Annotated in this window: 14 protein-coding genes and 4 tRNA genes; 2 read left to right on the top strand and 16 right to left on the bottom strand. The window is 62.3% G+C overall.

Annotation, left to right across the window (positions count from 1 at the left end; translation table 11 throughout):
• Positions 1-19 precede the first annotated feature (19 nt).
• Positions 20-346, top strand: coding sequence for an Arc family DNA-binding protein (locus CAG00_RS07515; RefSeq protein WP_012273554.1), 327 nt, complete (start codon positions 20-22; stop codon positions 344-346).
• A 96-nt stretch (positions 347-442) separates the two neighbouring features.
• Here the strand turns inward: CAG00_RS07515 and mgtE are convergent, their stop codons facing one another.
• From mgtE to alaS, 8 genes are all read right to left on the bottom strand, one after another.
• Positions 443-1,885 (bottom strand): magnesium transporter, encoded by a 1,443-nt coding sequence (mgtE, locus tag CAG00_RS07510; protein WP_025340118.1) that lies wholly within the window; start codon positions 1,883-1,885, stop codon positions 443-445.
• Between the two features lie 1,841 nt (positions 1,886-3,726).
• Positions 3,727-3,803: transfer RNA gene (locus CAG00_RS07505), tRNA-Arg, on the bottom strand.
• Positions 3,804-3,876: 73 nt separating this feature from the next.
• Positions 3,877-3,953, bottom strand: a tRNA-Arg gene (locus tag CAG00_RS07500).
• A gap of 71 nt (positions 3,954-4,024) precedes the next feature.
• Positions 4,025-4,101, bottom strand: a tRNA-Arg gene (locus CAG00_RS07495).
• A 106-nt stretch (positions 4,102-4,207) separates the two neighbouring features.
• A tRNA-Ser gene (locus CAG00_RS07490) sits at positions 4,208-4,298 on the bottom strand.
• A gap of 72 nt (positions 4,299-4,370) precedes the next feature.
• Positions 4,371-4,559 (bottom strand): carbon storage regulator CsrA, encoded by a 189-nt coding sequence (gene csrA, locus CAG00_RS07485; protein ID WP_003254503.1) that lies wholly within the window; start codon positions 4,557-4,559, stop codon positions 4,371-4,373.
• A 164-nt stretch (positions 4,560-4,723) separates the two neighbouring features.
• Entirely contained in the window at positions 4,724-5,959 is a 1,236-nt protein-coding gene (locus CAG00_RS07480) for an aspartate kinase (RefSeq protein ID WP_013973645.1), read from the bottom strand.
• 245 nt (positions 5,960-6,204) lie between these two features.
• A complete protein-coding gene (gene alaS / locus CAG00_RS07475) occupies positions 6,205-8,829 on the bottom strand; it encodes an alanine--tRNA ligase (protein WP_085663965.1) in 2,625 nt (874 codons plus the stop codon).
• Between the two features lie 265 nt (positions 8,830-9,094).
• Between alaS and CAG00_RS07470 the strand changes: the two genes are divergently transcribed.
• Positions 9,095-10,372: a M91 family zinc metallopeptidase gene (locus CAG00_RS07470; protein ID WP_085663964.1), complete on the top strand. Its 1,278-nt coding sequence runs from the start codon at positions 9,095-9,097 to the stop codon at positions 10,370-10,372.
• A 21-nt stretch (positions 10,373-10,393) separates the two neighbouring features.
• On the opposite strand, the gene astE is transcribed toward CAG00_RS07470, so the two are convergent.
• From astE to argR, 8 genes are all read right to left on the bottom strand, one after another.
• Positions 10,394-11,401, bottom strand: coding sequence for a succinylglutamate desuccinylase (gene astE, locus CAG00_RS07465; protein WP_085614560.1), 1,008 nt, complete (start codon positions 11,399-11,401; stop codon positions 10,394-10,396).
• A gap of 10 nt (positions 11,402-11,411) precedes the next feature.
• Positions 11,412-11,702: a topoisomerase II gene (locus tag CAG00_RS07460; protein WP_003256592.1), complete on the bottom strand. Its 291-nt coding sequence runs from the start codon at positions 11,700-11,702 to the stop codon at positions 11,412-11,414.
• 14 nt (positions 11,703-11,716) lie between these two features.
• Positions 11,717-13,066 (bottom strand): N-succinylarginine dihydrolase, encoded by a 1,350-nt coding sequence (gene astB / locus CAG00_RS07455; RefSeq protein ID WP_085614561.1) that lies wholly within the window; start codon positions 13,064-13,066, stop codon positions 11,717-11,719.
• Positions 13,067-13,089: 23 nt separating this feature from the next.
• Positions 13,090-14,553, bottom strand: coding sequence for a succinylglutamate-semialdehyde dehydrogenase (astD, locus tag CAG00_RS07450; protein WP_085663963.1), 1,464 nt, complete (start codon positions 14,551-14,553; stop codon positions 13,090-13,092).
• Positions 14,554-15,582 carry an arginine N-succinyltransferase gene (gene astA, locus CAG00_RS07445; RefSeq protein WP_085589092.1) on the bottom strand — a complete coding sequence of 343 codons (1,029 nt, stop codon included), beginning with the start codon at positions 15,580-15,582 and terminating at the stop codon, positions 14,554-14,556. It lies immediately after the preceding gene.
• Between the two features lie 78 nt (positions 15,583-15,660).
• Positions 15,661-16,680, bottom strand: a complete 1,020-nt coding sequence (gene aruF / locus CAG00_RS07440) for an arginine/ornithine succinyltransferase subunit alpha (protein ID WP_085663962.1) — start codon at positions 16,678-16,680, stop codon at positions 15,661-15,663.
• A 147-nt stretch (positions 16,681-16,827) separates the two neighbouring features.
• Positions 16,828-18,048 (bottom strand): aspartate aminotransferase family protein, encoded by a 1,221-nt coding sequence (locus CAG00_RS07435; RefSeq protein ID WP_013973653.1) that lies wholly within the window; start codon positions 18,046-18,048, stop codon positions 16,828-16,830.
• A gap of 432 nt (positions 18,049-18,480) precedes the next feature.
• Positions 18,481-19,461 carry a transcriptional regulator ArgR gene (gene argR / locus CAG00_RS07430; protein WP_085663961.1) on the bottom strand — a complete coding sequence of 327 codons (981 nt, stop codon included), beginning with the start codon at positions 19,459-19,461 and terminating at the stop codon, positions 18,481-18,483.
• Positions 19,462-19,497 lie beyond the last annotated feature (36 nt).

Raw genomic sequence — 19,497 nt, 5'->3', positions numbered from 1 at the left:
CAAAATCCGGTCAATTTATATGCGCCCAATGAAACAGGCTATTTATTCGAGCCGCACCGCTGACAAGTTCGTCGTCCGCCTGCCAGACGGGATGCGTGAGCGCATTGCCGAGGTAGCGCGCAACCATCACCGCAGCATGAACTCCGAAATCATCGCGCGCCTGGAACAGAGCCTTATCCAGGAAGGTGCGCTGGGTGACGAGTTGAGCATGCGCCTGGACAGCCCTGAACTGTCCCTGCATGAACGCGAGTTGCTGCAACGTTTCCGCCAACTATCGCACCGCCAGCAGAACGCGCTGGTCGCCCTCATCGCTCACGATGTGGAAATGGCTACCGACGCCTCCTGAGGTTTGCAGCCGTACATGAAAAAGCCAGCGTAAGCTGGCTTTTTTGTGGATGGCGATCCTGCAAGAGGCGCGATCCGTTTGTTTGGGGACCGCGGGCTACAGCAGGAACAGCGTGGCCAGCCCGAGGAAGATGAAGAACCCGCCGCTGTCGGTCACCGCGGTAATCATCACGCTGGAGCCCATCGCCGGGTCGCGCCCCAGGCGCGTCAGGGTCATCGGGATCAACACTCCCATCAAGGCCGCCAACAGCAGGTTCAAGGTCATCGCCGCAGTCATCACCAGGCCCAACGACCAGCTGCCATACAGCCAGAACGCCACCGCACCGATCACCCCGCCCCAGATCAGGCCGTTGAGCAGCGATACCGCCAGCTCCTTGCGCATCAGGCGGCTGGTGTTGCCCGGCGACACCTGGTCCAGCGCCATGGCGCGCACGATCATGGTGATGGTCTGGTTACCGGAGTTGCCACCAATACCCGCCACGATCGGCATCAGCGCAGCCAGGGCCACCAGCTTCTCGATCGAACCTTCGAACAGGCCGATCACACGCGACGCAACGAAAGCGGTAATCAGGTTGATGGCCAACCAGGCCCAGCGGTTGCGCAGCGAACGCCAGACCGAGGCGAAGATGTCTTCTTCCTCGCGCAAACCGGCCATGTTCAGCACTTCGCTTTCGCTTTCTTCACGAATCAGGTCGACCATTTCGTCGATGGTCAAGCGGCCGATCAGGCGTTCGTTCTTGTCCACGACCGGCGCAGATACCAGGTCATAACGCTCGAAGGCCTGCGCCGCATCATAGGCATCTTCCTCGGGGTGGAAGGAGACCGGGTCGGTCGCCATGACCTCCGCCACCTTCTTTTCCGGATCATTGACCAGCAGGCGCTTGATCGGCAATACACCCTTGAGAATGCCGTCATAGTCGACCACGAACAGTTTGTCGGTGTGGTTCGGCAGTTCTTTCAGGCGGCGCAGGTAGCGCAACACCACTTCCAGGCTGACGTCTTCGCGGATGGTGACCATCTCGAAGTCCATCAGCGCACCAACCTGCTCCTCGTCGTAGCTCAGCGCCGAACGCACGCGCTCGCGTTGCTGGGCATCGAGGGTTTCCATCAGCTCGTGAACAACGTCACGCGGCAGCTCAGGAGCCAGGTCGGCCAGCTCGTCGGCGTCCATTTCCTTGGCGGCGGCGAGCAGTTCGTGATCGTCCATGTCGGCGATCAGCGATTGCCGCACGGCGTCGGACACTTCCAGCAGGATGTCGCCATCGCGATCCGAGCGCACCAGCTGCCAGACCGTCAGGCGGTCTTCCAGGGGCAAGGCTTCGAGGATGTAGGCGATGTCGGCGGGGTGCAGGTCATCGAGCTTGCGCTGCAGCTCGACGAGGTTCTGGCGGTGGACCAGGTTTTCCACCAGGTCGTTGTGGGCGCCTTCCTGACGGTGGGTCAGGTCTTCGACCACGCGCTGGCGTTGCAGCAGTTCGACCACCTGGGCCAGGCGGTCCTGCAGGCTTTCCTGCGCTTTTTTTACTTCTACTTCAGTCATAGGCGAACTCCACTCCCAGCAGCGGAGCACGCCGGGAGAATCAATCGGTCAGATCTTTCTGTATGAATCTTGTTAGCGAGTAACTACTGGGTAAGTCCATGGTGGTTTTCCACAAGCCCCGGCGGGGCTGACGGGCGCAATCATACACTGCTAAAGCTGTCAGATCGCTTAAAATTTTGGCCAGAACAATCGTTTGCGTGATAAAGCTGGGACAACGCTCGAAGCTATCAGTGCGACGGTGGGTCTGGCGGTCAAGTTACATTTGTTGTGTGCCTGGATGTGTATGCGGTGCCTGATCGATACTGGGGCTGCTTTGCAGCCCATCGCGACACAAGGCCGCTCCTACAAGGGATCGCGTACTTCTGTAGGAGCGGCCTTGTGTCGCGAAAGGGTTGCGCAGCGACCCCAAAGGCACACGCTCAATCTACAGAAGAGCTTAGATCGACATCACCAACAATTCATTGGCACAGAAAAACAAAAAGCCCGCTCAAATGAGCGGGCTTCTTGATTTGGTGTGGCGCCACATTTGTTGTGTGCCCGGATGTGCATGCGGTGCCTGATCGATCTTGGGGCTGCTTTGCAGCCCATCGCGACACAAGGCCGCTCCTACAAGGGATCGCGTACTTCTGTAGGAGCGGCCTTGTGTCGCGAAAGGGTCGCGCAGCGGCCCCCAAAGGCACACGCTCAATCTACAGAAGAGCTTAGATCGACATCACCAACAATTCATTGGCGCAGAAAAACAAAAAGCCCGCTCAATTGAGCGGGCTTCTTGATTTGGTATGGCGCCACATTTGTTGTGTGCCTGGATGTGCATGCGGTGCCTGATCGATCTCGGGGCTGCTTTGCAGCCCATCGCGACACAAGGCCGCTCCTACAAGGGATTGCGTACTTCTGTAGGAGCGGCCTTGTGTCGCGAAAGGGTCGCGCAGCGGCCCCCCAAAGGCACACGCTCAATCTACAGAAGAGCTTAGATCGACATCACCAACAATTCATTGGCACAGAAAAACAAAAAGCCCGCTCAATTGAGCGGGCTTCTTGATTTGGTGTGGCGCCACATTTGTTGTGGGCCCGGATGTGCATGCGGTGCCTGATCGATCTTGGGGCTGCTTTGCAGCCCATCGCGACACAAGGCCGCTCCTACAAGGGATCGCGTACTTCTGTAGGAGCGGCCTTGTGTCGCGAAAGGGTCGCGCAGCGGCCCCCAAAGGCACACGCTCAATCTACAGAAGAGCTTAGATCGACATCACCAACAATTCATTGGCGCATAAAAACAAAAAGCCCGCTCAATTGAGCGGGCTTCTTGATTTGGTATGGCGCCACATTTGTTGTGTGCCTGGATGTGCATGCGGTGCCTGATCGATCTCGGGGCTGCTTTGCAGCCCATCGCGACACAAGGCCGCTCCTACAAGGGATTGCGTACTTCTGTAGGAGCGGCCTTGTGTCGCGAAAGGGTCGCGCAGCGGCCCCCCAAAGGCACACGCTCAATCTACAGAAGAGCTTAGATCGACATCACCAACAATTCATTGGCACAGAAAAACAAAAAGCCCGCTCAATTGAGCGGGCTTCTTGATTTGGTGTGGCGCCACATTTGTTGTGGGCCCGGATGTGCATGCGGTGCCTGATCGATCTTGGGGCTGCTTTGCAGCCCATCGCGACACAAGGCCGCTCCTACAAGGGATCGCGTACTTCTGTAGGAGCGGCCTTGTGTCGCGAAAGGGTCGCACAGCGGCCCCAAAGGCACACGCGCAATCTACAGAAGAGCTTAGATCGACATCACCAACAATTCATTGGCGCATAAAAACAAAAAGCCCGCTCAAATGAGCGGGCTTCTTGATTTGGTGTGGCGGACTCAGGAGGATTCGAACCTCCGACCGCTCGGTTCGTAGCCGAGTACTCTATCCAGCTGAGCTATGAGTCCGTGGTGGTATTTTTTAGACCAGGTTACCACTGGTTGGTTGAAGTGCCTTTGCAAGCAGAGCCACCTCAAAAAGTGGCGGACTCAGCAGGATTCGAACCTGCGACCGCTCGGTTCGTAGCCGAGTACTCTATCCAGCTGAGCTATGAGTCCGCGATGGTAGTTTTAGACCAGATTACCACTGGTTGTTTGAAGCAGCCTTGCAAACAAAGCCACTTCAAAAGTGGCGGACTCAGGAGGATTCGAACCTCCGACCGCTCGGTTCGTAGCCGAGTACTCTATCCAGCTGAGCTATGAGTCCGTGTCTTGCCGCGCATTATAGGTCGCTGAAACATTTTTGCAAGAACTTTTTCGTTTAAAATCAACTACTTAGCGTTCTTACTGTTTACAGCGCCCTAAGCGAATAATGGCGGTGAAGGGGGGATTCGAACCCCCGATACCCTTATGAGGTATACTCCCTTAGCAGGGGAGCGCCTTCGGCCACTCGGCCACCTCACCGCAACACGAGGCGAATATTAAACAGGCTCTTCCTCGTTTGCAACCCTTTTTTTGAAAAAAACTTCAAAAAAATTAAAGGCTTGGCTCCTCGTCCTTCTCTTTCTTGATCCGCAGGTAGATTTCCTCGCGGTGCACAGCCACTTCTTTCGGGGCGCTGACGCCAATACGCACCTGGTTGCCTTTGACGCCGAGCACCGTCACGGTGATCTCGCCGTCTCCAATGATCAGGCTCTCGGCGCACCGACGAGTCAGAATCAACATAGCTTTCTCCTTACGCAAACATTCAGGGGTAACAGTCTTGGGTGTCGAGGCCTGGTCGTGGACGACGACCTGGGCCCGGTTGATCGCCACACAGGGCAGGACGGGCCTGCGTGGCGAGCAGAAACGCGAAGGGCGCGGCAAGCCGCGCCCTTCCAGGCAGCGTATTACTCGCTCTGTCGTGCCGGAGCGTCGAGCTCGAACGCGGTGTGCAGCGCGCGTACGGCCAGCTCCAGGTACTTCTCTTCGATCACGACCGAAACCTTGATCTCGGAGGTGGAGATCATCTGGATGTTGATGCTCTCCTTGGCCAGGGCTTCGAACATGCGGCTGGCAACACCGGCGTGCGAACGCATGCCGACGCCGACGATCGAGACCTTGGCGATCTTGGTGTCGCCGATCACTTCACGGGCACCGATTTCGCGGGCAGTGTTTTCCAGCACGCTCTGCGCCTTCTCGTACTCGTTGCGGTGTACGGTGAAGGTGAAGTCGGTGGTGTTATCGTGGGCAACGTTCTGCACGATCATGTCGACCTCGATGTTCGAGGCGCTGATCGGGCCGAGGATCTTGAAGGCCACGCCCGGGGTGTCCGGCACGCCGCGAATGGTCAGCTTGGCTTCATCACGGTTGAAGGCGATACCGGAAATGATCGGCTGTTCCATGGATTCCTCTTCATCAATGGTAATGAGGGTACCCGGACCCTCCTTGAAGCTGTGCAGCACGCGCAGCGGAACGTTGTACTTGCCGGCGAACTCCACCGAACGGATCTGCAGCACCTTGGAACCGAGGCTGGCCATTTCCAGCATCTCTTCGAAGGTGATCTTCTCCAGGCGCTGGGCCTGTGGCACAACGCGCGGGTCGGTGGTGTAGACGCCATCGACGTCGGTGTAGATCTGGCACTCGTCAGCCTTCAGCGCAGCCGCCAGGGCCACGCCTGTGGTGTCGGAGCCACCACGGCCCAGGGTGGTGATGCTGCCGTGCTCGTCGACGCCCTGGAAGCCCGCTACCACGACCACGCGGCCTTCCTTGAGGTCGGCACGAATCTTCTGGTCGTCGATCTGCAGGATGCGCGCCTTGTTGTGCGCGCTGTCGGTGAGAATGCGCACCTGGTTGCCGGTGTAGGACACCGCTGGCACACCACGCTTGATCAAGGCCATGGTCAGCAAGGCAATGGTGACCTGCTCACCGGTCGACACGATCACATCCAGTTCACGCGGAACCGGCTGATCGGTGATCTGCTTGGCCAGGTCGATCAGGCGATTGGTTTCACCGCTCATGGCCGACAACACAACCACCAGGTCGTCGCCCGCCTCACGGTGTTTCTTGACCTTATCGGCTACCTGCTCGATCCGCTCGATGGAACCGACAGAGGTGCCGCCAAATTTCTGTACGATCAACGCCATTTCAATGGTGCCTCAGCCCATACAGGGCCCCAAAAAACAATCCAACATGAAGAGGCCGGATGGGAGTGGCCTGTGTGGCTAATTCTTGCACCCAAATTCGGCACCAGGATTCGCCTCGCTGCGTTGCCACTCCTCGCCGTAGCCCGGCTACGACTCGTCGCGGCGCCTTGCGCGGCAAACCCTGGCACTCGAATTTGAGCGCAAGAATTAGCCGTACAGGCCACTAGACCGCCGGCCCCCTCATCTCAAAGTCCCTGCTCTGCGAATGGCACGGCCAGCGCCAGGGCCTGGTCCAGTGCAGCGACGTCGACGCCACCACCCTGGGCCATGTCCGGACGGCCACCGCCCTTGCCCCCCACCGCCGCAGCGGCTTGTTTCATCAGATCGCCAGCCTTGAGTTGGCTGGAGAGGTCCTTGGTCACGCCGGCCACCAGCACGACCTTGCCCTCATGCTCGCTGCCCAGCAGGATCACTGCGTGGCCGAGCTTGTTCTTCAGCTGATCGACCAGCGCCAGCAGGGCCTTGCCGTCCTGCCCATCCAGGCGGGCGGCGAGCACCTTGGCGCCCTTGACCTCAACGGCCGCGTTGGAGAGATCATCCCCGGCGGCGCTGGCGGCCTTGGCCTGCAGCTGTTCCAGCTGCTTCTCCAGCTGGCGGTTGCGCTCGAGCACAGCCGACAGCTTGTCGATCAGGTTGTCGCGGTTACCCTTCACCAGCTGCGCGGCTTCCTTGACCTGCTCTTCGGCAGCGTTCAGGTAGGCCAGCGCAGCAGCGCCGGTGACCGCTTCGATACGGCGCACGCCAGAGGCCACGCCGCCTTCGCTGATGATCTTGAACAGGCTGATGTCACCGGTGCGCTTGGCGTGGATACCGCCGCACAGCTCCACCGAGAAATCGCCGCCCATGCTCAGCACACGCACGGTGTCGCCGTACTTCTCACCGAACAGCGCCATGGCACCCTTGGCCTTGGCGGTTTCGATGTCGGTCAGTTCGGTTTCCACCGCAGTGTTCTTGCGCACTTCGCGGTTGACGATGTCTTCCAGGGCCTTGATCTGCTCCGGTTTCACCGCCTCGAAGTGGCTGAAGTCGAAACGCAGGCGCTGGCTGTCGACCAGCGAGCCTTTCTGCTGCACGTGCTCGCCCAGTACCTGGCGCAGCGCTTCGTGCAGCAGGTGGGTGGCGGAGTGGTTCAGCGAGGTGGCGTGCTGCACGTCGGAATCGACCTTGGCCTGGACCGGCGAACCGATCACCAGCGCACCGCTGGCAACCACGCCGTGGTGCAGGAAGGCACCACCGGTCTTGGTGGTGTCGCGCACGTCGAAGCGCGCAGCGCCAGCCTGCAGGTAGCCGGTGTCGCCCACCTGGCCACCGGATTCGGCGTAGAACGGCGTGCGGTCGAGCACGACCACGCCCTGCTCGCCTTCACCCAGCTGGTCGACGGCCTGGCCGTCCTTGTACAGGGCGATGATCTTGCCCTGGCCTTCGGTGGCCTCGTAGCCGAGGAACTCGGTAGCGCTGTCGACCTTGACCAGGCTGTTGTAGTCCATGCCGAAGGCGCTGGCGGAACGGGCGCGCTCACGCTGGGCGTCCATTTCGCGCTCGAAGCCGGCTTCGTCGATGGTCAGCTCGCGCTCGCGGGCGATGTCGGCGGTCAGGTCCATCGGGAAGCCGTAGGTGTCGTACAGCTTGAACACCACATCGCCCGGCACCACATCGCCCTTCAGCTGGGCCAAGTCCTGCTCGAGGATGCGCAGGCCCTGCTCCAGGGTCTTGGCGAACTGTTCTTCTTCAGCCTTGAGCACGCGTTCGATGTGCGCCTGCTGGCTGTTCAGTTCCGGGAAGGCCTCGCCCATTTCGGCGACCAGCGCGGCAACGATCTGGTAGAAGAAGCTGCCTTTGGCGCCCAGCTTGTTACCGTGGCGGCAGGCACGACGAATGATGCGGCGCAGCACGTAGCCACGGCCTTCGTTGGACGGCAGCACGCCGTCGGCGATCAGGAATCCGCACGAACGGATGTGGTCGGCGACCACTTTCAGCGAGGCCTGGCCCTCATTGCCGCAACCGATGGCCTTGGCCGCGGCCGACAGCAGGTTCTGGAACAGGTCGATCTCGTAGTTCGAGTGCACGTGCTGCAGCACGGCGCTGACGCGCTCCAGGCCCATGCCGGTGTCCACCGACGGCGCTGGCAGCGGGTGCAGCACGCCGTCGGCGGTGCGGTTGAACTGCATGAAGACGTTGTTCCAGATCTCGATGTAGCGGTCACCGTCTTCTTCCGGCGAGCCGGGTGGGCCGCCCCAGATGTCCGGGCCGTGGTCGTAGAAGATCTCGGTGCACGGGCCACACGGGCCGGTGTCGCCCATGGTCCAGAAGTTGTCGGAGGCGTACGGGGCGCCCTTGTTGTCGCCGATGCGCACCATGCGCTCGGCCGGCACGCCGACTTCCTTGGTCCAGATATCGTAGGCTTCGTCGTCAGTGGCGTAGACGGTGACCCAGAGCTTTTCCTTGGGCAGGTTCAGCCATTTTTCCGAAGTCAGGAAGGTCCAGGCGAAGGTGATCGCATCGCGCTTGAAATAGTCACCAAAGCTGAAGTTGCCCAGCATTTCGAAGAAAGTGTGGTGACGCGCGGTGTAACCGACGTTTTCCAGGTCGTTGTGCTTGCCACCGGCGCGCACGCACTTCTGGCTGCTGACGGCACGCGTGTAGGCACGCTTCTCCGCACCGAGGAAGCAGTCCTTGAACTGGTTCATGCCGGCATTGGTGAACAGCAGGGTCGGGTCGTTGTTCGGGATCAGCGAACTGGAGGCGACTCGGGTATGTCCCTGCTCTTCGAAGAAGCGAAGGAAGGCTTCACGGATTTCTGCGCTTTTCATAGGTTCTTCCACGGAAACGGCGGCCGTTTGGGCTAATACGTCGAATCGACGAAACGACGGCAAAGGGCGCCATTATAGCCAGCCTGAACGGGAGATACAGTGTGTTTGTACACCAGAACAGCAATCGGCGGATGAAAAGCCGTTCATGAGCACGGCCAGGGCGGAAAAGCAGACCTGCAGGCCCACCCATGCGGTACATAAGCAACACCTGACCCGCGCAGTGGAGCGTGATCCTGCCGGCCCACCCTCGCTGCCGGAGCACTCCATGCCTGAGCTGAACCTGTCCAAACTCCACTCGGATCCACACCCACTGCCTCACGAGGCTACCCTGGCCAATCCGAACCCGATCTACTACATAGATGCTCGCGAACCTGGTTACGCCCAGACCGCCTTTCCCAATGAAGACAACCCCCAGCAGCAGACCGAGGTCAAGTACATCCAGGCTGACCCCAACGTGCGAATCACCCTGGAACACACTTACCCGTTGGGGCGACGCTATCGCCGCAACACCCAGAACAGCGAGCTGCTGGTCTTCAACGTGGCCCCGCGTGCGCTGCGCGCGGATGAGCAGCAAAAGCGCGTACGTATCGCCCCTCGCGAATGCCTGCTGGAAGTGACCATCAACGATGCGGTATTCATGGTCGCCGCGCATACCGCCCAAGCCATCGCCATTCGCCTCACCGATGGCAATCACCACGTCGTCATCGCCCCGGAGGTGAAGAAGACGGTGCTGATCGACATGATAGGGAGCGGCAACAGGATCGAGACCGGCGCAGGTATCGTCCATATCGACGCCCATACCGGCACGCACCAGATTGTGGTCGGTAGCGGCCCGGTACTCATCGACAAGGGCGACGCGGTTGTCAACGTCACGGGGCACCGCCTGCTTGGCCGCGAGTCCTCCAGGGTCGAGCTCTACCGCGATACCGAAAACGATGCACGACTGGCCCGACCCGTGACAGCCGAACATCAGACCCTGGGCAATATCGGCGTGCGAGTGACGGGTAGCGACCCGTTCAGGCAAGCAGCACAGGATGCGCTGGAGCTCCTGCGCAAACTACCCTGCGGCCAGGCGCTACTGGCGGCCCTGGATAAAAAGGCCGGGCAGTCCGGGACACCGATCAGCCTGATCGAAGCATCCAGACACCAATTCACGACCTATACACCCAGCGACCACGAAGAAGATGAAGACGAAGGCCACTTCATCATCGACGAAAACCAGAGTAGCTGGGGCTACAGCGGCGGCACCCTGGCATACAACCCAGGCTGGTCGACCGCTGCGCAACTGCCACTACTCGACCTTTACCGCTGCCTTTGCCAAGGCTGGAACTCGATGTCAGGCACCGTCTTTCCGGGCCAGACCGAGGTTCAAGGCAAAAACGGCGCTTATCCGGTGGACAACCTGCTGCTGCAAAGCATCGGCTTACCCACCGATTGCAGGTTCACATTCGGCGGCAGCACCGCCCTGAACACCAACCCACCCGCCTTCACTGAAAACGGGCTGCGCCAGGCGCTGCAACTGGAGCTGCGCACACAGCCGTGAGCCCAGTGTATCGGGGCCAGCTCAGCCTAGTCGCTGGCCGGAGTCAGGAACGATCAGAATCCCCGCCCTGAGGCCATTCTTGACCTTGGGGTTGGGGAAGATGATGCGCGCGCCCTCCTCCTCGACTACCCAGCGCGTCTCGGCCAGGTCTTCGGCCAGCAGGTAACCCTTGCTCAGCTCGGAGAAATTCTCGATGTCCGCCGGCAGGTGCAGGTGGAAGCTGTCGCTGTGCTTGATGATCTCGCGGGACACGCTGAACAGCTGCAAGCCATCCAGAGAGCCTTCGCCCTGTGGCTCGGTGTCTTCGATGATGTGAATCAGCCTCGCTTCCAGCTTGTCGAGGTTGACCAGCTCGTTCTGACCGAACGGGCGGGCCTTGCCCAGCTCCAGGGTGAAGGCTTCGGCCTCCAGCTGCTCGTAGGTGAAGGCACTGAAGGTGATGGAGGATTTGCTTTGCAGCAACACCGCCTCCATGCCCGCCGCCGCCAGGCGTGCCAGCTCGCGACGGGAATGCTTGCGCCCCTCTTTATAAGGGTACAAGGCGAACTGCTCGATCTTCGAGCCGCGGATGGCGGTATGCAGGTCGTAGTGCAGGCGGCTGCGCCCCGGCTTGCTGAAGAACACCCGGGCGAACTGTTCCAGCTCGGCGGCACGCAATGCCTCGAAGCCACTGGACAGCTCGTGGCGGCCGTTGAACAGGCGGTTGATGTCCTGCTCGATGAAGCGCTCGCCCTTGCGGATCGCTGCCGGGTTGCCGAACAGGAACAGCACCCGGGCCTTGGGTTTGATCTTGCCGTTGGCCACGCCATGCAGCAGCCGCTCGAGCAACTCGATCGGTGCCGTTTCGTTGCCGTGGATGCCGGCGGACAACAGCAAGTCCAGCCCGCAATCCTCGCTTTCGGCCGGGCGCACTTCGAGCGCGCCCTCCCCCAGCCAACGCAAACGCGCGCCCTTGGGTGTCACTTGGGTCTTCTCGGCCGGTTCGTGATCGGTGAGGGTCAGCTCAAGCAATTTGCCAAGGGCGAGCATAGGTACTTCCTTAGTGGTGGTGGCCGCAGTCGGGGCCATGGACGTGATCGTCGTCTTCGCCGACCTCCGCCGGTTCCATTTCCAGCTGCAGGCTGACCAGGTTGGTGGCCATCGGGCGCAGCAGCAGGTTGGCGTACTCGGTGTCGTCTTCCTCGACATCCACGCCGATCAGCAGCTGGCCACGACCATCCTGCTGAATCCACACTTCCTTGCCTTGCCAGACCACGGCAAAGCGGGTGCAGGAAGTTTCCAGCTGGGTGCCGTCTTCATCTTCCAGGATAAGGCGCAGGGCGTCGGTCATTGCAAAGTCTCTCTTCAAGGTTGGCGTTGGAACGGATACACCGAGCCCAACTTCAGGATCTGGGTCAATTCGTCCAGTGCCGTACGGCATTCCACCAGCAACTGCGGGTCGGCCAGGTCCGCCTCGCCAAGGCGATCGCGGTAATGCTTGTCGACCCACAGCAGCAGGGTGTCGTACAGCGAGGCGGTCATGATAACGCCTTGGTTGACCGCTGCCAGTTCCGTTTCCTTCAACGCCACGCGCAAACGCAGGCAAGCCGGCCCACCGCCGTTCTGCATGCTCTGCTTGAGGTCGAACACCTTGACCTCTTTCACCGCGCCGCCCTGGCTGGTCAACTGGCCCAGGTAGGCCCAGACCCGCTCGTTGTTGCGGCATTCTTCCGGCACCACCAACAGCATGGAGCCGTCGTCGCGGCTGAGCAGCTGGCTGTTGAACAGGTAGGAACGCACCGCGTCCTCCACCGTCACCGCTGCCCGCGGCACGCAGATGGCCTGGAAGTTGCCACCCTTGCTGGCCAGTTTAGCTCGCAGCTGGCCAAGTACCGCGTCGGTGTCGAGGAAAGCGTCCTCGTGATAGAACAGCACCTCGCCGTTACCCACCGCAATCACATCGTTGTGGAACACGCCCTGGTCGATCACGGCCGGGTTCTGTTGAGCGTAGACCACGCCGTCATCGCTCAGGCCATGCAGCCGGGCCACAGCCTGGGAGGCTTCCAGGGTTTGCCGGGCCGGGTACTTCTGCGGCGCCGGGTAGCGGCTGTCGAAGGCGCTGCGGCCGTAGACGAAGAACTCCACGCCGGCCTCGCCATATGCACGGCAGAAGCGCGTGTGGTTGGCCGCCCCCTCGTCACCGAACTGCGCCACGGCAGGCAGTGCCTCGTGGTGGGCAAAGTGCTTGTCGTTGCTGAACATGGCACCCAGCACTCGGCTGGTGGTCGGGTGCTCGATACTGCGGTGGTACTTGCAGTTGAGGTTGGCAGCAGTGAAGTGCACGCGGCCATCGGCAGTGTCGGCACTGGGGCTGACCGTGGCGGCGTTGGCCACCCACATGCTCGAGGCCGAGCAGCTGGCCACCAGCAATGGCATGGCCTCCTTGGCGGCACGCTGGATCACTTCGGCATCGCTGCCGCTGAAGCCCAGGCGACGCAGTGCGGCCACGTCCGGGCGCTCCTGCGGCGCCAGCACGCCCTGCTTGAAGCCCATGTCGGCCAGCGCTTTCATCTTCGCCAGGCCCTGACGCGCGGCTTCGCGCGGGTTGGAACCCTGCTGGCTGTTGCTCTGCGAAGCCACGTTGCCGTAGGACAGGCCGCCATAGTTGTGGGTAGGCCCCACCAGGCCATCAAAATTCACTTCATAGGATTTCATCGGCTAGGCTCCGTGACCTGTTGTTATAGGGTGACGCCCGGCGTCAGGGTTGCCGGCAAGGCAAGGCTGGCGGTCTCCAGCGAAGCCACGGGGTAAGCGCAGTAGTCCGCCGCGTAATAGGCGCTGGCGCGATGGTTGCCACTGGCGCCCACGCCGCCGAACGGTGCACTGCTGGCGGCACCGGTCAGTTGCTTGTTCCAGTTGACGATGCCAGCGCGGCTGCGCAGCCAGAAGTACTGGTAACGGGCGCGGGAGTCGGACAGCAAACCGGCAGCCAGGCCGTACTGGGTGTTGTTGGCCTCATCGATGGCGGCATCGAAGTCGGCATAGCGGATCACCTGCAGCAGCGGGCCGAAGAACTCTTCGTCCGGGCGCTCGGCCACAGCGGTGACATCGACAATGCCCGGGGTCAGCAGTGCGGCATCGGCCTGTGGCTGGGTCATTTCCAGCAGCTTCACGGCGCCCTTGGCGACCAGTTCGGCCTGGGCTGCAATCAGCGCCCGCGCTGCCTGCAGCGAAATCACCGAGCCCATGAACGGCGCCGGTTGCTGGTCGAACGCACCGACCGTGATGGATCTGCTCACCTCGACCAGGCGCGCGATCAGCGCATCGCCCCAGGCGCCTTGCGGCACCAGCAGACGGCGGGCGCAGGTGCAGCGCTGGCCGGCGGAAATGAACGCCGACTGGATAATGGTATACACCGCCGCATCGAGGTCCTTGACCTCGTCCACCACCAGCGGGTTGTTGCCGCCCATCTCCAGGGCCAGGATCTTGTCCGGGCGGCCGGCGAACTGCTGGTGCAACAGGTTGCCGGTGCGGCTGGAGCCGGTGAAGAACAGGCCATCGATACCCGGGTTGGCGGCCAGCGCCACACCGGTTTCGCGCGCGCCCTGCACCAGGTTGAGCACACCCGCCGGCAGCCCGGCGGCAATCCAGCAATTGACGGTCAGCTCGGCGACCTTGGGCGTCAGCTCACTGGGCTTGAACACCACACAGTTGCCCGCCAGCAGCGCCGGCACGATATGGCCGTTGGGCAGGTGGCCGGGGAAGTTGTATGGGCCGAACACCGCCACCACACCATGGGGCTTGTGCCGCAGCACGGCCGTGGCATCGGCCAACGGGCCGCTCTTTTCGCCGGTGCGCTCGCGGTAGCTCTGCACCGAGATCGCTACCTTGTTGATCATGCTGGTGACTTCGGTCGCCGACTCCCACAGGGGCTTGCCGGTTTCCTCACCAATGCACTGGGCCATGGCTTCGGCATGCGCTTTCAGTTGCGTGGCGAACTTCTCCAGCAAATCGATACGCGCCTCCAGGCTCAATTGCGCCCAGGCCGGGAAGGCCTGACGGGCTGCCTGCACGGCGGCATCCACCTGGCTGGCGTCAGCACCCCGCCCCTCCCAGACGACGGCTTGCGTCACCGGGTTGAGCGACTGCAGGGTTTCGCCCTGGCCAACCTGCCAATTGCCTGCGATGTAATGCGTGGTCATTTACTGGGCCTCCCGGCTTGCCGACAGCGGCACGGCGCGCACGTTGTCGCCGGCGCCCATGCGCAGGCGCTTGGCGGTCAGGGGGTCGACCACCAGGGTACCGGCAGCCAGCCGCGCAGGTGCGGCCGTGATGCGACAGTCGTCGCGCTTGCGGTTGTGGATGATGTAAGGCGTCGCGTCATCGCCCGGCGTGCCCACCGCCAGCACCAGGGTCTGGCTCTCGCGCACGGCGCGGATCTTGGAGGTGTCGCACTCGATGGCGGGGCCGGCGTCGAAGATGTCGACGTAGCCCTGATAGTTGAAGCCTTCCTGCTTGAGCATCGCCAGCGCCGGCTCGGTGTCCTTGTGCACGCGGCCGATCACGTTGCGCGCCGCTTCGGACAGGAAGCAGGTGTACAGCGGGAACTTCGGCATCAATTCGGCAATAAACGACTTGTTGCCCACCCCGGTGAGGTAGTCGGCCTGGCTGAACTCCATCTTGAAGAAGTGCCGGCCCAGGCTTTCCCAGAACGGCGAGCGGCCCTGCTCGTCGGACATGCCGCGCATTTCGGCGATGATCTTCTTGCCGAACAGCTCGGGGAACTCGGCGATGAACAGCATGCGCGCCCGCGACAGCAGGCGGCCGTTGAGGCCGGAGCGGTAGTCGCTGCGCAGGAACAGCGAGCACAGTTCGGAGTTGCCGGTCAGATCGTTGGCCAGGAACAGGGTGGGGATTTCGCGGTAGATCTTCAGCTCCTGCGAGGCGCTGACGGTCAGGCCGACCCGGTAGTTGTACCAAGGCTCGCGCAGGCCGACGGCACCGGCGATGGCACTGATGCCCACCACCATGCCTTCGTCGTTTTCCAGCACGAACAGGTAGTCGGTGTCGCCACGCTCGGCTTCGCCGCGGAAGCTCTTCTCCGCCCAGCCAACGCGATGCCCCAGGCGCTCTTCGTTGGCCGGCAGCGTGGTCAGCCCGGTGGTACCGGTGCTGCGTGCCAATTCGATCAACGCAGGCAAATCGCTGCTGCGTACAGGACGAACGATCATGCTATCTCCTTTTGCGGCGGCGGCGGCCGGCGCGAAACTCTTCTAACGCATCAATCCCGAAACGTCTGTTGCCAGACCTCAGACCGCAACCAGACGCACGCTGGCACCCTCGCCCACCCCCAGTGCCTCGGCGGCGGCCGGGCTCAGGCTGACCGGTTTGCCCGGCACCCAGTCCAGGTCCAGCAGTACCGCGCGGTAATCCTGCAACTGGCCGTTGCACACCAGGTACGGGCGCCCGCCCTTGACCGGGGTGACCTCGAGCTTCACCGGCACCACCCGGCTCTGGGCGATCGAGCGGATACCCGAGGTACGCGCATGCAGGGTCGGGCCGCCATCGAAGATGTCGATGTAGTGCTCGGTCTCGAAGCCTTCGCGCATGAGGATGTCGAAGGTAATCTGCGCCCGCGGGTGCACCTGGCCCATGGCTTCCTGCGCCAGGTCAGGCAGCAGCGGCACGTAGATCGGGTAGTGCGGCATCAGTTCGGCGAGGAAGGTGCGGCTCTTCAGGCCGCACAGGCGCTCGGCGTGGGCATAGTTGAGGTCGAAGAAGTTGCGGCCGATGGCATCCCAGAACGGCGATTCACCCTGCTCGTCGCTGTAGCCGACGATCTCGGTCACCACCGAGTCGGCGAAACGCTCCGGGTGGGCGGCCATGAACAGCAGGCGACCGCGCGAATTGAGCTCGGCCCAGCCACTGTTCACCAGTTCCGGCAGCACATAGAAGCTGGTCAGCAGGCTGTTGCCGGTCAGGTCATGGCACAGCGACAACACGTGGATCTTGTTATGGATCTTCAGCTCGCGCGAGGCGTGCACGAAGGTCTCGTTACGAAAACTGTAGAACGGCTCGGAGTAGCCGGCCGAAGCTACGATGGCCGAGCAACCGGCCAGCTTGCCGGTTTCGCTGTCCTCGAGCACGAAGAAGTAGCTTTCTTCACCGTTGAAGCTGACCTCGGCGGCGAAGGAAGTCTCGGATGCGGCGATCTTGTCGCCCAGGCGAGCGGTGTCGTCCGGCAGCGAGGTGACACCAATGGGGCTGTCTGCAGCCATGCGCTGCACTTCGTTCAGATCAGCCATTTGCGCGGGGCGCATCACCAGCATGGTGTCACTCCTTTGGAATACGGGCCGCTCACGGCGGCACGGAAAAACGGCAGGTGCACTGGCACCTGCACTGGAATCGGGTATCACCGGCCCGGTGCAGGCTCGGGTTGAGCCTGTACCAAGGCCGGCGAAGGAACCGCAGGCGGATCAGCCCTTGGTCAGGGTGGCCACGGCGCGCTCGAAGCGGTCCAGACCTTCGTCGATGTCGGCGTCTTCAACTACCAGGCTTGGCGCGAAGCGGACCACGTCCGGGCCGGCCTGCAGCACCATCACGCCTTCTTTCTCGGCGGCGTTGAGCACGTCCTTGGCCTTGCCTTTCCAGGCCTCGGTCAACACACAGCCCAGCAGCAGGCCAACGCCACGCACCTGGCTGAACAGGTTGTACTTCTGGCCGATCTGCTCCAGGCGGACCTTGAAGCGCTCATGCTTGGCCTTGATGCCGGCCAGGGTTTCCGGGGTGTTGACCACATCCAGCACCGCGCAGGCGACGGCGCAGCCCAGCGGGTTGCCGCCATAGGTGGTGCCGTGGGTGCCGACGGCCAGGTGCTTGGCCAGCTCGGTGGTGGTCAGCATGGCACCGATCGGGAAACCGCCGCCCAGGCTCTTGGCGCTGGTCAGGATGTCCGGGGTAACGCCGTAGTGCTGGTAGGCATACAGCGAACCGGTACGGCCAACGCCGGTCTGCACTTCGTCGAAGATCAGCAGGGCGTTGTGTTCGTCACACAGTTTGCGCGCGCCTTCCAGGTAGGCCTTGTCGGCCGGCACCACGCCGCTCTCGCCCTGGATCGGCTCGATCACCACGGCGCAGGTCTTGTCGGAAATCTGTGCTTTCAGCGCTTCCAGGTCGTTGTACGGCACATGGCTGATGCCGGTGATCTTCGGGCCGAAGCCATCGGAGTATTTCGGCTGGCCACCGACGCTTACGGTGAACAGGGTACGGCCGTGGAAGCTGTTCACGGTGGCGATGATTTCGTGCTTTTCCGGGCCGAAGCGGTCGTGGGCAACGCGACGGGCCAGCTTGAAGGCGGCCTCGTTGGACTCGGCGCCGGAGTTGCAGAAGAACGCACGGTCGGCAAAGGTGGCGTCCACCAGCTTGTGGGCCAGGCGCAGGGCCGGCTCGTTGGTGAACACGTTGGATACGTGCCAGAGGGTGTTGGCTTGCTCGGTCAGGGCCTTGACCAGTGCCGGGTGGCAGTGGCCCAGGGCGTTGACCGCGATGCCACCGGCAAAGTCGATCAATTCGCGACCCGACTGGTCCCAGACGCGGGAACCCTCGCCTCGCACAGGAATGAAGGCCGCCGGAGAATAGTTGGGGACCATGACCTGGTCGAAATCGGCACGTTGCACCGGGGCTTGCTCAACGGACATCTGAGTCTCCTGAAGAGGAACGCTGGCCTGGAAGTGGCGAGCGATGGGGGGATTGTAAGGACTGATCCGCGCCTGTCCTTGCGGCCAAGCGACAACTTGTTACAGCGCAAAACCCAGTTTTGACAAGGCTTTCGGCAATGCGACAAACACTGTCGCAATCGCGCAGTGTACGGGAGAGAGGGGGCTGGGTGAACGGGTGTACACATATAGAAGCGTGGTTGCCTGTACCGGCCGATTCGCGGGCACGCCCGCTCCCACCTGGACCGCACAGGCTTCAAACATCGCACAGACCTGCGGGAGAAAGGGCGCTGCCCGCACCGGCCTCTTCGCGGGTGAACCCGCTCCCACAGAACCTGTGCAAGATTCGAACGTTGTGCGACCCCTGTGGGAGCGGCTTCAGCCGCGAAAGGGCCGGCACAGGGTAAGGAAATGTCAGCCTTTTTCGGCAGGCGCCGAGCTCAGTTCGAACGGGCTGCTGCTACGCCTCTGATTGCGGTCTTCCCGCGGCGTTGCGCCAAAGAAGTTGCGGTAGGCACTGGAAAAATGCGGCCCCGAGGAGAAGCCGCAGGACAGCCCGATCTGGATGATCGACTTGCTGGTCTGCATCAGCATCTGCCGCGCCTTGTTCAGCCGCAGCTCCAGGTAGTACTGGCTCGGCACGCGATTCAAGTACTGCTTGAAGATACGCTCCAGCTGCCGGCGCGAAACGCACACGTGCTGGGCAATTTCGTCGGTGGTCAGCGGCTCTTCGATGTTGGCCTCCATCAGCAGCACCGCCTGGGTCAGCTTGGGGTGGCTGGAGCCCAGGCGGTTCTGCAGCGGAATGCGCTGGCGCTCGCCACCCTCGCGGATGCGCTCGACCACCAGCTCCTCCGACACTGCCCCGGCCAGCTCCGCGCCGTGGTCACGGGCCAGCACCGCCAGCAGCAGGTCGGTCACGGCCATGCCGCCACAAGCGGTCAGGCGATCGCGGTCCCAGTCGAACAGGTGGCTGGTGGCGATGACCTTGGGGAAGCGCTCGGCAAAATCATCCTGCCAGCGCCAGTGCACCGCAGCCCGGTAACCGTCGAGCAGGCCCAGCATCGCCAGGGGGTAGACCCCGGCCGACAGGCCGCCGATCATGCAGCCACTGCGCGCCAGTTGCTTGAGGGCCGCCGACAACGCAGCCCCCACCGCCGGCGGCTGCTCGTCAGCCAACAGGAACAGCTTGTGGCACCCCTCAAGGCGGCCGTTCCACGGCTCGCCCGGCAGGCGCCAGCTGCCCTCTTGCGCCGGCTCCGCCTGCAGGAAGACCAGCTCGTAGACCACCTCCGGGTGCACCCGCTGCGCCACCTGCAACACTTCCTCGGCCAGCGCCAGGGTCAAGGGCCGGGTGCTGGGCCAGATGAGAAAACCGATTCGCTGGGTGGTCATAGGGTGCGGTCCGAAACCTGAGGTCGTTCGAGTCTG

The organism is Pseudomonas sp. B5(2017) (assembly GCF_002112825.1).
GTDB classification, from domain to species: domain Bacteria; phylum Pseudomonadota; class Gammaproteobacteria; order Pseudomonadales; family Pseudomonadaceae; genus Aquipseudomonas; species Aquipseudomonas putida_Z.
This window is presented reverse-complemented; position numbering and strand designations above follow the sequence as displayed.

What these genes read in the sequence shown, in the direction of transcription:
- CAG00_RS07515 (WP_012273554.1), top strand. Translation starts at nt 20, where the DNA reads ATGCGCCCAATGAAACAGGCTATTTATTCGAGCCGCACCGCTGACAAG.
- mgtE (WP_025340118.1), bottom strand. Translation starts at nt 1,885, where the DNA reads ATGACTGAAGTAGAAGTAAAAAAAGCGCAGGAAAGCCTGCAGGACCGC.
- csrA (WP_003254503.1), bottom strand. Translation starts at nt 4,559, where the DNA reads ATGTTGATTCTGACTCGTCGGTGCGCCGAGAGCCTGATCATTGGAGAC.
- CAG00_RS07480 (WP_013973645.1), bottom strand. Translation starts at nt 5,959, where the DNA reads ATGGCGTTGATCGTACAGAAATTTGGCGGCACCTCTGTCGGTTCCATC.
- alaS (WP_085663965.1), bottom strand. Translation starts at nt 8,829, where the DNA reads ATGAAAAGCGCAGAAATCCGTGAAGCCTTCCTTCGCTTCTTCGAAGAG.
- CAG00_RS07470 (WP_085663964.1), top strand. Translation starts at nt 9,095, where the DNA reads ATGCCTGAGCTGAACCTGTCCAAACTCCACTCGGATCCACACCCACTG.
- astE (WP_085614560.1), bottom strand. Translation starts at nt 11,401, where the DNA reads ATGCTCGCCCTTGGCAAATTGCTTGAGCTGACCCTCACCGATCACGAA.
- CAG00_RS07460 (WP_003256592.1), bottom strand. Translation starts at nt 11,702, where the DNA reads ATGACCGACGCCCTGCGCCTTATCCTGGAAGATGAAGACGGCACCCAG.
- astB (WP_085614561.1), bottom strand. Translation starts at nt 13,066, where the DNA reads ATGAAATCCTATGAAGTGAATTTTGATGGCCTGGTGGGGCCTACCCAC.
- astD (WP_085663963.1), bottom strand. Translation starts at nt 14,553, where the DNA reads ATGACCACGCATTACATCGCAGGCAATTGGCAGGTTGGCCAGGGCGAA.
- astA (WP_085589092.1), bottom strand. Translation starts at nt 15,582, where the DNA reads ATGATCGTTCGTCCTGTACGCAGCAGCGATTTGCCTGCGTTGATCGAA.
- aruF (WP_085663962.1), bottom strand. Translation starts at nt 16,680, where the DNA reads ATGCTGGTGATGCGCCCCGCGCAAATGGCTGATCTGAACGAAGTGCAG.
- CAG00_RS07435 (WP_013973653.1), bottom strand. Translation starts at nt 18,048, where the DNA reads ATGTCCGTTGAGCAAGCCCCGGTGCAACGTGCCGATTTCGACCAGGTC.
- argR (WP_085663961.1), bottom strand. Translation starts at nt 19,461, where the DNA reads ATGACCACCCAGCGAATCGGTTTTCTCATCTGGCCCAGCACCCGGCCC.